Annotated in this window: 15 protein-coding genes and 1 pseudogene; 10 read left to right on the top strand and 6 right to left on the bottom strand. The window is 42.3% G+C overall.

Translation table 11 applies throughout. From position 1 onward, the window contains the following. Positions 1–24: 24 nt before the first annotated feature. Positions 25–1,794, bottom strand: a complete 1,770-nt coding sequence (locus NL644_RS02965) for a choice-of-anchor I family protein (protein WP_114322903.1) — start codon at positions 1,792–1,794, stop codon at positions 25–27. A gap of 199 nt (positions 1,795–1,993) precedes the next feature. On the opposite strand from NL644_RS02965, the gene NL644_RS02970 reads away from it, so the two are divergent. After that, on the top strand, positions 1,994–2,338 hold the full coding sequence (locus tag NL644_RS02970; RefSeq protein WP_065646937.1) for a HopJ type III effector protein: 345 nt from the start codon (positions 1,994–1,996) through the stop codon (positions 2,336–2,338). Between the two features lie 38 nt (positions 2,339–2,376). On the opposite strand, the gene NL644_RS02975 is transcribed toward NL644_RS02970, so the two are convergent. Next, a complete protein-coding gene (locus NL644_RS02975; protein ID WP_082244968.1) occupies positions 2,377–2,685 on the bottom strand; it encodes a cysteine-rich CWC family protein in 309 nt (102 codons plus the stop codon). Positions 2,686–2,828: 143 nt separating this feature from the next. On the opposite strand from NL644_RS02975, the gene NL644_RS02980 reads away from it, so the two are divergent. Further along, positions 2,829–3,044: a DUF3820 family protein gene (locus NL644_RS02980; protein ID WP_005375557.1), complete on the top strand. Its 216-nt coding sequence runs from the start codon at positions 2,829–2,831 to the stop codon at positions 3,042–3,044. A gap of 40 nt (positions 3,045–3,084) precedes the next feature. Next, entirely contained in the window at positions 3,085–3,330 is a 246-nt protein-coding gene (locus tag NL644_RS02985) for a hypothetical protein (RefSeq protein WP_046873683.1), read from the top strand. Between the two features lie 139 nt (positions 3,331–3,469). Here the strand turns inward: NL644_RS02985 and NL644_RS02990 are convergent, their stop codons facing one another. Together NL644_RS02990 and NL644_RS02995 are read right to left on the bottom strand one after the other, a co-directional pair. Beyond that, positions 3,470–3,718, bottom strand: a complete 249-nt coding sequence (locus NL644_RS02990) for a hypothetical protein (RefSeq protein ID WP_046873682.1) — start codon at positions 3,716–3,718, stop codon at positions 3,470–3,472. Positions 3,719–4,486: 768 nt separating this feature from the next. Continuing rightward, positions 4,487–6,091 (bottom strand): S8 family peptidase, encoded by a 1,605-nt coding sequence (locus NL644_RS02995; protein ID WP_253657966.1) that lies wholly within the window; start codon positions 6,089–6,091, stop codon positions 4,487–4,489. Positions 6,092–6,494: 403 nt separating this feature from the next. Between NL644_RS02995 and NL644_RS03000 the strand changes: the two are divergent. The 4 genes and pseudogenes from NL644_RS03000 to NL644_RS03015 form a co-directional block, all read left to right on the top strand. After that, a pseudogene (locus NL644_RS03000) lies at positions 6,495–6,762 on the top strand (IS1-like element transposase); the annotation flags it as partial. A gap of 494 nt (positions 6,763–7,256) precedes the next feature. Next, positions 7,257–7,835, top strand: coding sequence for a 2OG-Fe dioxygenase family protein (locus NL644_RS03005; RefSeq protein WP_248380077.1), 579 nt, complete (start codon positions 7,257–7,259; stop codon positions 7,833–7,835). Beyond that, complete coding sequence (locus NL644_RS03010; protein ID WP_253657967.1) at positions 7,822–8,136, top strand: 2OG-Fe dioxygenase family protein; 315 nt, start codon at positions 7,822–7,824, stop codon at positions 8,134–8,136. The genes NL644_RS03005 and NL644_RS03010 overlap by 14 nt, the downstream gene beginning before the upstream one ends. A gap of 16 nt (positions 8,137–8,152) precedes the next feature. After that, complete coding sequence (locus NL644_RS03015) at positions 8,153–9,028, top strand: DMT family transporter (protein WP_248380075.1); 876 nt, start codon at positions 8,153–8,155, stop codon at positions 9,026–9,028. Here NL644_RS03015 and NL644_RS03020 read toward each other — a convergent pair. Then, positions 9,010–9,723, bottom strand: coding sequence for an AraC family transcriptional regulator (locus NL644_RS03020; protein ID WP_253657968.1), 714 nt, complete (start codon positions 9,721–9,723; stop codon positions 9,010–9,012). The genes NL644_RS03015 and NL644_RS03020 overlap by 19 nt on opposite strands. Before the next feature lie 319 nt (positions 9,724–10,042). Here NL644_RS03020 and NL644_RS03025 point away from each other — a divergent pair, with 319 nt between their 5' ends. From NL644_RS03025 to NL644_RS03035, 3 genes are all read left to right on the top strand, one after another. Continuing rightward, complete coding sequence (locus tag NL644_RS03025; protein WP_029843842.1) at positions 10,043–10,819, top strand: MBL fold metallo-hydrolase; 777 nt, start codon at positions 10,043–10,045, stop codon at positions 10,817–10,819. A 24-nt stretch (positions 10,820–10,843) separates the two neighbouring features. Further along, the gene (locus NL644_RS03030; protein WP_054867876.1) at positions 10,844–11,245 is read left to right on the top strand and encodes an ester cyclase; all 402 of its coding nucleotides are present in this window, start codon (positions 10,844–10,846) and stop codon (positions 11,243–11,245) included. A gap of 64 nt (positions 11,246–11,309) precedes the next feature. Further along, on the top strand, positions 11,310–12,281 hold the full coding sequence (locus NL644_RS03035) for a GlxA family transcriptional regulator (RefSeq protein WP_047009328.1): 972 nt from the start codon (positions 11,310–11,312) through the stop codon (positions 12,279–12,281). 259 nt (positions 12,282–12,540) lie between these two features. On the opposite strand, the gene NL644_RS03040 is transcribed toward NL644_RS03035, so the two are convergent. After that, complete coding sequence (locus tag NL644_RS03040) at positions 12,541–13,518, bottom strand: GlxA family transcriptional regulator (RefSeq protein WP_253657969.1); 978 nt, start codon at positions 13,516–13,518, stop codon at positions 12,541–12,543. Positions 13,519–13,606 lie beyond the last annotated feature (88 nt).

Here is a 13,606-nt window from a genome sequence, read left to right on the forward strand (position 1 = left end):
GTTCTAAATGACTTTTACATTACTTTATAGATTGATTCGGAAGACGGATGTCGTGCCCGATACCTCATTGCCAACAGCGATAAAATGACTAGCATTACGGGTAAAGTAATTGATGGATTCTGGGCCTAAATCGCCTGCTTTTGGATTGTATGTGTCGTTGGTGCATTCTCCATCTTCCACTTGTGTACACACTGGCTGATTGTAATCACGACGGTTTACGTAATGTAGGAACTGCACTTGTTTCGGATCGGTAATGTCATAAATCATAATACCGCCTTGGCGCTCTAAGCCGATGAACACGTAATGGCGACCGTTAATTTGTGCTACTTCAATCGCCTCTGGCTCAATGCCTTTATCATCACTTCGGTCATCGCCACTGTGATTGTTATCGTTGGTACTGTTGAAGTTTTTACCTTCATTCAGCAGCGCGATGGTCGCGAAATCGTCACCACTATCGAAGACCAACTTGCCGTTTTCATCCCAAATCGAGAATGAACGCGCGCCAAATGCTTGAACATTCTCTTGTGCAGAAAGCGTTTGTTCCGGCTTAATCACTTTTAAACGCGCGAGTTGTTTGTTGTCTTTTAGTGCTTCTGCCAGTGGGTGCTCTGCTGCTACTTTCAGCTTCTTACCGCGCACTTCATCAACATGGCTTAGACAGGTCCCTTGCTCAGATGTGTATTCATCTGTACCAAGGAAATCGTCTTCATCCCACATCAAGCCTGCTTTGTCGCAGTGTTCTTGAGTGGTTTTGAATCCGTACTCACGCCCGTCGCCTTCATTTGCAGATACGATGTAAGTACTCCCATCCACTGAGTAGCTGTCGATGGTGTCAGGCATAAATAATCCAACCAGTTGTGGGTAGCTTTTCAAGTTTCCAATAATTTTGTCTTTGTTAGATGCATCGAGTTTAGCGTCCGACCAAGACTTCTCACCTAAGCCAACAATTTTTTCTACCGATTTGCTCACTGGATTGACGATTGCCATGGCGTTATTTTCTTGTAGCGCGACATAGATTTTACCGTTATCTGCAAAAGTGAGGTATTCAGGCTCTAGATCTTGAGCGATAGTGGCGTTTGGCCCCGAAATACGCACATTCATTGGGAGCTCTGCTTTTCGTGAACCATCAAACTCATTAAAGCCAATTTGTGTCACTTCTGCTTGAGTAACGCCAAGGTTCAGATCGATCAAAGTGACGCTACCTTCAGGATCGACGCTGTAATCGCTGTTTGGTTCGCCCTCATTAGCGGTTGCGATATATCGGCCACCTTTCGAGAAGCCTACCATGTCTGGCAATGCGCCTGTTGGGAAAGTCGTGACTAATGACAAATCGTCGGAGCGGTACAAACCAACAATACCATTCGCTTGTTTATTACTGTTTTCAATCGCAACCGCGACCAAGCCATTGAATACAGCGACACCGTTTGCTGAGCCAATTTCAATGCCCGCTGCTTCGCCAGCGCTGTTGAGATCAATGAATGCGGTTTGCGTTGGTACGCCGTTGTCATCCATAGAAAGTACATCGACACGTTTTGCTTCAGCATTGACCACATAGAGCTTATCCGTACAGGCGTCATAACTGACGATTTCAGCTGCCGATGTGTCGAATGGGGCATCAGCAACGGATGTCCCGATAAACGTTAACCCTTGAATTGAAGTTTCCCCAGCAACGAGCGCAGTGGTAGGTTTGCATTGTGTAGCGAATGAAGCCACGGTATCTTCGGGTTGTGATGAACACGCGATGGCAAGTGATGACAATGCGAGTGCACCGATTGCCTTTAAAGGGGTGATCATGATATCTCCTTATCAATCCGATACGTTGTCAATCAGCATGGGGTTTATGCTTCTGTCCATTTCCGCAATTGGAATGATGGAACGCTGAATGACGTGTGATTTGGTAAGGCTCTGAATATATGTATGATTGATGACTCTTATATTGGCTTTTTATGAAACTAATATGTCATCAAAATGATGAAGTAGGGATAGAGGAATAATGGAATTAAAATCGTTTTTAGATTTATTGGCAGCTTCACCAGAGCAGGTCGAGTTTGAAGCAACGATGGCGGTGATCGAAGATAACTATACGTTTGAGCCAACCGCTTTTGTTAATGGTGAGACGCAAAACAATGCAGGTGAGAACAACGGTTCGTGTAAGATCTTCGCTTTCGGCTTGCTAAATAACCTAGACAAAGAAGCGACACTAGCCTGCTTTGGCCGTTTTTATCGTGAAGATGTATTGCAGCATCCAGAGAATAGCGATCACCAGAATATTCGTAATTTTATGGTAACAGGGTGGGATGGTATTAAGTTTGAAGCACCCGCTTTAACCGCTAAATAAACACCAGTCAGAAAACGCAGAACAGTAAGCCAGTCGTATTATGCGACTGGCTTTTTTTCTAGACATTTTCGGCACAAACACAGCTGGTTGGCGCTTGGCTTGGGTAAATCACGGGTTTCAATAGTAAAGCACCAACAGGTTTCTTTGCCTGCGGCGATATCACAATGGGCTTGAGTCCCGCACTCAGGACAATTGTGCGTTGAATCTTCCCCTGCGATTTGTTCGATAATCGTATCTCGTTGGAGATCGGTTTTGTCTTTCCATTGGATGATTTCATCCATCGTTCGGTGACAACCAGAGCATATTCCGGCGTTATTTTTACATGCTGCTCGACAAGGTGACTTCATTGCTTTCTCGTTCTCATTTTTTATGCCGCGTACTCTAGCACAAAGCGAGTCAAAGCCGCCAAAATAAACGTGAGTGCGATTTGCTGGTGAGGAGAGGGCGGCAGTGATATTCTTGGACGAGTTACCTCAAATCTTTGTCACTTATGTTAGAAAAAGAAAACCTCATTAAACTCGCTAGAATGCAAATGCCATTTGGGAAATATGCAGGGCGAGTGTTAATCGACCTACCTGAAGAATACTTACTGTGGTTCGATAAAAAGGGCTGGCCAAGCGGCGAACTAGGGGATTTGCTCAAGCTGTGTTTAGCGCTCAAAATTGAAGGCTTAGATAGTGTCGTGAAGCCTTTGAAGCGTATGTAACTAGCCACAGAAACTCCCACTTTTAATGAAAAGACTTATTATGAATTTTGATATCGATGCACTGAAACACCACCAATTGGTCGAAGATGGTAAATTAGAGGGATGTTACATTCATCAGCCAGCTCAAGGTAGCCAGCAAGATGACAAAGCTGTTTTGGCAGAGCGCCAAGCGTTGGAAAAAATGGGGTATAAGGTAATACAGGTGAAAGCTAAAGGCGGGACAACAACGTTTGCCGAGGCGATGCAAAAGCTTGCGAAGGAAACTGGTCACCTGCCTAAGGAGTAAGTGAGTGTAACCTGCCACAGCCTCCCTAGTTATTCCACGATACCATGTGTTTTCATCAAAAGAGCCAGACCGTTAGGCTGACTCTTTTTTGCTCCAAACCCGTTGAGAGCTTAAACATTTATCGTATCAATAAAGTCCGTCAGTAGAGAAACCAGTTAGTTGCATAAATAACGAGAAGGACTAGAAGACCTAGAAGGAATGGGAAGGTTAGCATCATTGCGAACTTTTTCTTGAAGCTTGGTTTATCGAATACCACGCCTTCGGCTTCCCTTACTCTTCGCTCTTCATCAAAATGCCATTTAATAGCTAAGTAAGCTCCAATACCTAATACAATAAGCTTAAAAGCTCCAGCAAAGTACGGAAAGAAGTTAGCCCAACTGTCGTTCATTATCCATCTCTCTCAAATTAAATATGGGCTTTACGGTAGCAGAATCCAAGGCTCATGTTTAGTGCGCTCCCAAAGTCAGGTGCCCTGACTGGCACAAGCCTACTGATACTGCTAACTGTCCACAACTCTCTTTGCAATATCCTTGGTTATTAATGATTTAATAGAAAAGGACTCGAACATTTATATCCAGAGGCGTGTCGGTATGGTTTGTAACGTTTTTACCCCATTCCAATTTAGCTCGTTTGATCGTCTCTTTGCCTAATAGTTCCCATTTATAATGATCTTGCGTGGTTCAAGGCCCATTTCATCCAATGTTACCGTTGCCAGCCCATCAACATGTGCAGTATAGGGTCTGAGTTTTGAGTGGATACAACCTTCTCGGATTAGCCACTATATCGTTCACGATGATCAACAGCCAAGGTCAGGTCACGCGTTTGTCTCACAGCCTAAAATTGCAAGTGAGAACCGCGGTCACAGTAAAGAATTTGTTTTGAATCATCTTGGGTTTGCCATCATGCCAAGATTTATGATGGAGAAAGAGTTAGCTCGATGAGATCAAGTTCGCATCCTATTTGATGTACACGACTTGGAGAACCCGACTTATGCGGTGTACTAATAGAAAGCTTCGATGCCGCTTCGAGTTGAGTTCTTGAAGAAAAAGGCCGGTGCGTTTGAATAGCATCGAACGCCACCTATTAAACTCAGTATTCCCAAAGCAAAGCCCACCGACAAGTGGGCTTTGTTCTCTTTCAATAACGAAAATAATAACTAGTAGCTCGCTTGAATGCTGACACCGCTATAGTTTGAGTAACCTTGAATCATGACGTGGTAACGTCCACTTTGTGTCGCGCTGACCGTACATGTTTCATTGTTACCGTATTTGAAAGGTCGGCAGTCCCATGCGTTCAGTGCTGGTTTTGCACCAAAACGGAGATACAGGTCCGCATCACCGCTGCCACCATACATTTGTACGGTTAAGCGCTGCCCAGCTTCTACATCAACATAGTAATACGCGACTTGACCGGTTGAGCCACTTAAACCGCTCACTGGCACACCCGAGGTTAACTTACCTTCTGGATCCGGTGTTGGATCTGGGCCACCACAGTCTTGGCCACAATCAGCATCCGTTAAGCTATAAAGTAGCTTGTTCACGCTGCCTCTTGTGTCCGTCACCTTTCCGCTAGTTGCGCGACTAACGATCAAGGCCTCTACTTGGCTTGGAGATAACGAACTGTTTTCTTGAAGATACAGTGCTGCTACACCCGCTACATGTGGCGTCGCCATCGATGTACCACTAATGGTTTTGTAACCACCGTCATACCACGCAGATTTGATTTGTGAGCCTGGCGCAAACACATCCACACAACTGCCCCAGTTTGAAAAACTCGAACGTGCATCCGTGCTGGTGGTCGAGCCGACAGTTACACCAGTAGCAACGCGCGCTGGAGAGTAGTTACACGCATCGGCATTGGAGTTACCTGCTGCAAGCATAAAGCTGACACCTGACTGAACCGCACTTTGCACCGCGCTATCGAGAGCTACAGATTGACCGCCACCTAAACTCATATTGGCAACTGAAGGTCCGGAAGCGTTCGCAGCCACCCAATCCACACCGGCGATAACACCAGACGTAGACCCCGATCCGCTACAGCTCAATACTCTCACGCCGACAAGGTTGACGTTTTTCGCAACACCATACAAGCTGCCGCCAATGGTGCCCGCCACGTGTGTGCCGTGTCCATTACAGTCACTTGCATCTGCATCGTTATCGACAAAGTCATACCCTGAGACCGAGCGCCCACCAAACTCAACGTGTGCATTGCTCACACCAGTATCGATAACATAAGCCGTTACACCAGTTCCATCAAAGTTGGCACTGTAGTTGTTATCGAGTGGCAAGTTACGTTGGTCGATTCGGTCTAATCCCCAAATGGCATTGGTCTGATTTGCGTCTGCCGAGACTATTGGGTCAAGTGATAGGATTCTGTCTTGCTCAATGTAGTCCACACGAGGATCAGAACGCAGATCTTTCAGTTGCTCAGGACTCAAGTTAGCGACAAATCCACTTATCGAGTGGTCAAAAACCGACTCCACTTGTATCGAATACAAACCAGACATGCGGTCTACAGACTGTTGCGTGAATTGCTCGAATTCTGTTGAGTTGCTCGCCATCATTTGCGGTTGTTGAAATACCACTATGTAGCGATCTGCAATGGCGATGTCGTCCGGTGCAAGCATCAAAGTGGCAGGCAATGTGTCGGGAGCTTGTTGTAACTCTGCACTGTCCGCAATCTCATTGGGTTGCGAAAAAGCGAGAGAAGAATGAAAACAGAGCGCGGAGGTGATACAACAACTTAGTAGTTTCTTTAACATAAAATGTTCCTTGAAATCATAGTCTTGTTGATTTTACCTAGTACCAAACTGTCAACACGAAAACACAGACAATCAGCGTAGTACGCTCAATACGTGCTGCAGTGACGTTACACAAATCAAACTAGACAATGAGTAACCATATGCATAATTGATAATAATTCGCATACTCAGAAACATGATCAATAACTAAGCTTTATTGAAATTGAAATGCAAAGATTCATTTAGATTTAGAGCAAAATCCCTAAAATAGAATAATTCTACACACCTAGCTTATTGCCTGTTATATGCACTATTCTTACCGATAATTTACGCAATAAAAACCTAACTATCCTTTCATTGGTCATGACTCAAATTGGTTGATAGATGTTAATATAGCCACCTGGTTTCTGATGTTTTTTAACTCATGGCTACTATCTAAGTTCAATGTCGTTTCTGTAATAAAACAGAGCCCGTCCGTGAACATGGAAAAGGGCATTCTGGCTTTCCTCGTTTCAGGTGTATCGAATGTCGAAAGGGCTTTCAACTCGATTAAGTTTACGAAGCCCGCAAGCCAGATGTAAAAGAAAAAATTGTCGATATGTCAATGAATAGCTCTGGAGTTAGGGAAACAGCACAAGTGTTGAATGTCGCATACAACACGGTATTGAGCACTTTAAAAAATCTCGCCAAGGTAAGTAACCTCAATACCTTTCGATAGAGCAAATATCAGACTAATTTGTAAACTTGAAAGGCTAGCTGCATTGGTTGAGGAATATGAGGAAAACACTTCCCCATTTAAGAACTGCAACACACCTTTGCCCCAAAGTGAGTTGCGACCAAAATCTAAGTGGACGAAACATACTAATTAACTTCCTGCTAACAAAAAGTCCGTCATTGCAAAAAAATTGTTCTGATTTGCTGTATCTCCAAGCTAAATTGAATATTAAAACAGGCCCAGATAGATGGCTCACTTTAAATTTTCTAGTCGTTATTCATGTCTTTGACGTTAAATATTGCGTTATCACTTCCGCCTTTTCTCAAAAGATTACCGTCCTTTAAGTATAAATTATAAGTAATAGATTGTTTATATTGTGACTGGAAATTGCTCTAACTTATTTTTTATGTAAGAGATTGTTATGGGCTTTAATTAATTCACTAACAAATAATAAGACGTTACGGCTAGTAAATGAAAAAATCGACTCAAGAAACTATACAGAAAATAAAGGAAAGTTATATCAACTATCGGAGTGTATTTATTCCAGGAACACAATTATTAAATATTTTGGTAGAGCTTGGGGCAAATCCAGCTCATGTGGAGGAAATGAAAGTAATTAGTGAGCAGCTATTTAATGATCCAACGTTGGCATTTAGACGTTCAAGAAATGGAAGGTTTTGCTATAACTTGGAAAAGCAATGTTGTTATCGAACAGAGTTTCAACCATTTGTTCTATCTTTTGATGAGGACTTTGTTCGCCATGATTCGGGGGATATTAGACATTTTCGAGGCTTAAATGACCGACTACAACATAATTCTATCTTCCAATCTTTACTCTTATTTAAGCACCTTGTTTGCCATGATGTCGCAACGGCTCCACGAAAGTATTTGAACTACGATTCTCCAAATTGGGTGTCGACAGTTTTCCATCTGCGTACAGTTACTTCTCCAAGCTTGGTCGGTGAGCCTGCTCTAGAGGGAGTACATACTGATGGTGTTGACCACACAATGACAACATTATTGGGGGCACAAAAATATGACAGACCATAGCGCCAAAACCTTTATTCATCATATGAAAGAAAAAAACGTATTAAAATGGCACGAAGCTGATCCGACATTTATATTGGATGAGAAACAACATTTGAACTTCCTTGATACTTTGTTGATTTGCGATAATGAGAGAAAACATAGCTTGACGGCAGTAGAAGCATCCAATCCTGCTAAAGATGCAACAAGAGATATGTTGATTTTTTTCACTCGGAAACCAGCATTGGAGGGGCACGTCTCATTTCCTTATGATTCTTTAAAAGCGCATCCAGACTACCCGATAAGCTTTAATCTTAACGTTTAAGCTGATGAGTTTGATTATGAATAAGTTAGCTCCTTTCCTATTTCTTTTTATCTGGAGTAGTGGTGCGGTGGTGGTTAAGTTCGGGCTTCAATACGCATCAGTTTGGAGCTTCCTAGCAGCCCGATCTTTGGTTTCCATGTGTTGCTTAATAATGTTGTTTTGGCTTTACTCTTACCGTAAACCATCATTGATTCGTAGCCCTTCAAAAGCTGAGCTACGAAGAATTTTGGTGGTAGGGGCACTTCTTCAAGTTTGTTATCTGTCATTTTATTTTTTGGCGATTGATACCGGAATTTCTCCGGGGTTGGTGACACTAATTCTGGGCTTACAACCGCTGCTAACCCCATTTTTATGTAAGCAACAAGTCAGTCGTCGTCAATTGGCACTTTTGCTGTTGGGTTTTCTCGGGTTAGTGATTTCGATTTATGGCGCGAAAGACCTCACGCAATTAGCGGCATATGGAGTGGTATTTGGCATTGCTGCTCTTTTTTCTATAACGTTTGGTACGGTGTTGCAAGCGAGTATTGTCAGTCATGTGTTATTGAGTGCAATGTGCCAGAGTGTACTAGCTACCCCCATTCTTATGGGGATCAACGTTCTGGTTGGGGGGAGTATTATTTGGACGCCAGGATTTTTGATATCACTTGTTTGGATGTCTGTGGGGGTTTCAGTAGGGGCATTGTTGTTGCTGATGCACATGACCAAGCAAGATGGGGCATCATCAGTTAGCGTGTTATTTTATGCGATACCGTTATTGGCATATTTTTTTGATTATGCGCTATTTGGCACTCAAATCAGTCTGCTCACTATAGTCGGGATGTTTGTTGTTGCGTTGGCCATTGTCTTCTATCGTCGTTTTCCTGCTGAAAAAGTTCAACGCTTGGCACGATAATGTTTCGGTGATTGAGAAAAATGATTACTGAAGCAACGGGTGAATGAAGACTGACAAGTGAAGCCCACTTTCTCTGAAATTATTGATATTGGCAGGTCAGTATTGTTGAGCAATACTCTAGCATTCTCCATGCGTAATTTCGTAAGATACTTGAAAGGCGTCTGCCCCATATTTTTTCGAAAAACCACTTTGAATTGTGTGTGGCTTAAGCATGCTACTGCCGACAAGTCTTCAATAGAGTAGTTCTTGGATAAATCTTGATTGATATACTGGATGACTTTTTTGATCCGATAATCGATTTTATTCCCGAGATCTTGTTTAGCAAGGATAGCGAATAGTAGTGACAAAATAGATTCTTCTAATTCTTCGATAGAATCCACCTCAAGTTGTTTTTCAACATATCGAACAAACGTATTGGCTGACTCATCAAGCCGGATAACGGTACTTTGAATGTGACTTAGAAAGTCGGGAAGTTCATAAATATCGATGACTAGAAATCGGAAATCTTCTCGTGCTTTAAATTCATGGTAGCAACCGGATCTAATGATTATGCAGTCACCATAAGCGGTAGTACAAACTTCTCCATCTAAGATTAAATCAATGTACCCTTTGGTAGGGAGCACGATTTGATGATATTTGTGAGAATGTCCTTTCGAGTACTTGTTATAAGTTCTCATGGTTATTTTTGAACTCATTATTTTCCTTAAATAACATGCAGATAGGGCTTGTTGGCGTTGTTTTTAGTATATGATGATAGCAATAACTCTTTGATCTGAAGAGATTGGGTGCTTTATGGACTGTAACTCAGTATTGCCCCAAACAGTGTTAAGTCAGTTAATGATCATTAAAGCGGTTTCTATTAGTTTCCCTCAATTTATCTAATAACAACCAATACCAAGGATAAGTTTTGTCCCAATAGTATCCTTATGTGTCCTTTAAGCCACTTTTGAGCGTCTATCCTATTGCATAAAATGACTCCATTACAGCAAAGCACAGCAATACTGGAGCACAATTATGAAAATCACACAAATTCGCAATGCAACACAAATCATCGATTATGCAGGTAAAACATTTCTTATTGACCCAATGTTAGCGCCAAAAGGCACTTACCCTGGATTTGAAGGAACAGCAAATTCACACTTACGCAATCCAACAGTTGAATTGCCTTTGCCTATTGAAAGCATCATCAATGTGGACGCAGTTTTGCTAACTCATACTCACCCAGACCACTGGGATGAAACAGCAGTAAATGTGATACCTAAAGATAAATTGATTTTTGTACAACACGAAGGTGATGAAGCTATTCTTCTATCACAAGGTTTTACCAACGTTAAAATTTTCTCTGAAGAGACTGAATATCACGGTATTTCATTTACACGTACAGTCTGCCAGCATGGCCCAGAAGCTGCTTTCCAGCATGAACAAATGGCAGAAATTTTGGGTGAAGTGACGGGCGTTATCTTCTCTCATGCCGATGAAGAAAAATTGTACGTGGTTGGTGATACGATTTGGATCCCAAGTGTAGAAGAAACCATGAAAAAAGAACAACCTGGTGTCGTTATTCTCAATACTGGCTGGGCGCATGTACTGGGCTTTGGACCTATTATCATGGGTAAAGAAGATGTACTAAAAACACACCAAGTACTTCCTAAAGCAAAAATCGTTGCGACTCATATGGGCGCAGTTAACCATGTATTGGTAACGACTCAAGAAATGCGCGAATACGCAGTTGCAAATATGATTAGCGATTTTGTGTTTGTTCCAGAAGATGGTGAAACAGTAACACTTTAGTTTGATGTTAGGAGTATGCTGGTAATGACATCTGAGACAAATATTGAGCTAGTGAAGTCTTTCTACAGGGCTATAGAGGGCAATGATTATGATGCAGTAGCTTCAATGTGCCATGAGCAATTTACTTTCTACTCACAAGTAGATACACCATTAGATATCAACGGTTTCCTTACTCAGGAAAAGGGAAATATGGACGGTTTTCCTGGCTTTGTTTTCCGTATACATGACATCTTCGCTCATGATGATAAAGTAGCTTGTTATATGATATTTGAAGGCGTTCATTCGGCACCTATGCATAATTTGAAGCCAACAGGGAAGAAGGTTCGATTTTCATTGATGATGCAGCTAAAGATTAAAGACGGCAAAATCATCGAAAAACGAGCGCACTTCAATGAGGTTGATATTATGAAGCAACTACAGAGTTAGAGTTGATAACGGCACAGAGTGATTCATTGACATTGCTCTGTGCATTTTACTTTGGAAATGAACTATGTATCTCAATGAAAACCATAAAATTCCTTCCGTTGCTGTTGTTGTTTTCAATCGCTTTAGCCCGTTTCATATTTCTGTCCCTAGCATTGTGTTTGGAAGAGATACCCTTAATGAAGCTTTTTTCGAGCTTAAATTTGTCGCTGGAGAGGAAGGACCGATTTTATCTGATATCGGTATGGAAATTCATACCGAGGCGCAGCTTGATTTCTTAGAGTATTGCGACATCATCGTTGTACCTTATTGGAGAACAATTGACGAGCGCCCTAATGAAAAGTTGCTCAATGCTCTCTGTCGTGCTCATGCCCGAGGCGCATTGGTTGTCGGTTTATGTCTTGGTGGTTATGTTCTCGCTTATGCTGGCTTATTAGCGGGGAAACGAGCTGCGACACATTGGGAATTAGAACAGGATTTTAGTCAACGCTTTCCAGAAGTTTCGCTCGATACGAATGCCTTATATGTTGAAGATAGCGGGGTGATAACCTCAGCAGGTACTGCCGCAGGTATCGATTGCTGTCTGTATGTTTTCCGAAAATACTACAGCAGTACGATTGCGAACCGAGTAGCAAGAAGAATGGTTGTGCCTCCATACAGAGATGGTGGGCAAGCTCAGTTTATCGATCAACCTATACCTGTGACGACATCTGATTCACGTATCAATGCATTAATGGACAATATCAGGCGTGATATCAATCAAAAATATTCACTGGATGAGCTAGCAGATTCAGTGATGATGTCCCGCCGAACTTTTACGAGAAAATTTAATAGAGCTACAGGTATGTCATTTGGAGAATGGCTGACGGCTGAGCGACTAAACTTGGCTCAGGATCTACTTGAATCTACAGATTTGTCTATTGAACAGATTGTTGCAAAAACAGGGTTTAGCTCAGTTCTCATTTTCAGAGATAAATTTAAAGAGCGTTATGAGGTAACCCCTAACCGATGGAGGAAAACGTTCCACCAACAGCCTTAGACAAATATTCAGCGTTCCAACTAAGGTTTGCCATACATTTCCTCATGTCAATTCCGATTATTAGGGAGGTTAGCGTAGCTCATTAATGTCCAACGGCTTGCTGACGGGGTAGATCATCGTAACGCAGAACTGCCCCAAAACCATTTAGATCTTATGCCCATTACACCTTCTGAAAATTGTACATGCCCCAGTTTTTATAATGAGTCAGAAATAGAAGGACATTGAATGTGAAAGGCTGCTAGCTAGACACATATAGTCATCACGCTATCGAGTCGCGACGGCATTGTCCTGGTGTTACGCCAAATCTTTTCTTGAAAATCTTGCATAGATAGCTGATGTCCCGAACGCCCACTTCATCTCCAAGTTGGGCAAGGTCATGATTAGAATGCTTCAATCGCCAGTAAACATGTTGTAAACGTAACTCTTGCCAATAATGACGCGCTGAGATGCTGAGCTTTTGCTGAAATAAGCGGTCTAATTGTCGTCGACTAATCCCGATGAGCGCAGCAACCTGTTCTACGCTTATTCTCTGTTCTAAGTTTTCTTGCATCAAAGAAATCGCTCTGTCCATATGACGATTCCCGTATAGTCTTTGCTCTGACGACTTCAGGCGGTGTTGCATACTGCGATTTTCATCAACCAGCATATCCGCTAGCCCTTTTTCTGCCTTCGTTTGCCCGACATGCTTTTGCAAAATTGCCACCGCAAGGTCGATAGTGGCACTTCGGCCAGTGCAACTGATTAGCTTTTTATCAAAATGATAAAGCTGTTCATCTCTTACGATCACTTTAGGGTAGGTTGCTTTGAACTCACTATGATGCCGCCAATGAACCACAGTTTGATGACGGTTAAGTAGCCCTAACTCAGCTAAAGTAAAGCAAGCGTTATCAATGCTGACGATTGGTATTCCATTGGCAACGACATTTCGAACAAAAGAGCGGTAATAAGCGGCTTGCTGCTGAGATTCAGATGCAGTGCGGCTACCAAAGAAAACCACATAGTCAAAATCCGCAGGTTTAACGTCACTAAAATCGATATCTACTCTAATGGGGATCCCACTACTAGAAATGACTAATCCTTTGTTGTGCGACAAAACTTTCCATGAGCAATATCGTTGTTGACTGTGATCCGCTTCATCTGCCGAGAATCGGAGCTTATCTAAGAAGCCACCAAACGGAAGCATGTTGAAGTTATTTAGAGGTATCAATAAAAATCGGACACCATTATTTTCATTCATTTGTATTGAACCTTTGTCTAAATATTCATGTTTTACGTCCAGAATATACCATAGATAAATTGAGAACTGAGAGATACTAATCTCCCTT

It is taken from the genome of Vibrio sp. Y10_XG_PY6 (assembly GCF_024181795.1).
Lineage (GTDB): Bacteria > Pseudomonadota > Gammaproteobacteria > Enterobacterales > Vibrionaceae > Vibrio > Vibrio diabolicus.

Excerpts from the sequence above, each read along its gene's own strand:
- NL644_RS02965 (WP_114322903.1), bottom strand. The coding sequence starts at position 1,794 with ATGATCACCCCTTTAAAGGCAATCGGTGCACTCGCATTGTCATCACTT.
- NL644_RS02970 (WP_065646937.1), top strand. The coding sequence starts at position 1,994 with ATGGAATTAAAATCGTTTTTAGATTTATTGGCAGCTTCACCAGAGCAG.
- NL644_RS02975 (WP_082244968.1), bottom strand. The coding sequence starts at position 2,685 with ATGAAGTCACCTTGTCGAGCAGCATGTAAAAATAACGCCGGAATATGC.
- NL644_RS02980 (WP_005375557.1), top strand. The coding sequence starts at position 2,829 with ATGTTAGAAAAAGAAAACCTCATTAAACTCGCTAGAATGCAAATGCCA.
- NL644_RS02985 (WP_046873683.1), top strand. The coding sequence starts at position 3,085 with ATGAATTTTGATATCGATGCACTGAAACACCACCAATTGGTCGAAGAT.
- NL644_RS02990 (WP_046873682.1), bottom strand. The coding sequence starts at position 3,718 with ATGAACGACAGTTGGGCTAACTTCTTTCCGTACTTTGCTGGAGCTTTT.
- NL644_RS02995 (WP_253657966.1), bottom strand. The coding sequence starts at position 6,091 with ATGTTAAAGAAACTACTAAGTTGTTGTATCACCTCCGCGCTCTGTTTT.
- NL644_RS03005 (WP_248380077.1), top strand. The coding sequence starts at position 7,257 with ATGAAAAAATCGACTCAAGAAACTATACAGAAAATAAAGGAAAGTTAT.
- NL644_RS03010 (WP_253657967.1), top strand. The coding sequence starts at position 7,822 with ATGACAGACCATAGCGCCAAAACCTTTATTCATCATATGAAAGAAAAA.
- NL644_RS03015 (WP_248380075.1), top strand. The coding sequence starts at position 8,153 with ATGAATAAGTTAGCTCCTTTCCTATTTCTTTTTATCTGGAGTAGTGGT.
- NL644_RS03020 (WP_253657968.1), bottom strand. The coding sequence starts at position 9,723 with ATGAGTTCAAAAATAACCATGAGAACTTATAACAAGTACTCGAAAGGA.
- NL644_RS03025 (WP_029843842.1), top strand. The coding sequence starts at position 10,043 with ATGAAAATCACACAAATTCGCAATGCAACACAAATCATCGATTATGCA.
- NL644_RS03030 (WP_054867876.1), top strand. The coding sequence starts at position 10,844 with ATGACATCTGAGACAAATATTGAGCTAGTGAAGTCTTTCTACAGGGCT.
- NL644_RS03035 (WP_047009328.1), top strand. The coding sequence starts at position 11,310 with ATGTATCTCAATGAAAACCATAAAATTCCTTCCGTTGCTGTTGTTGTT.
- NL644_RS03040 (WP_253657969.1), bottom strand. The coding sequence starts at position 13,518 with ATGAATGAAAATAATGGTGTCCGATTTTTATTGATACCTCTAAATAAC.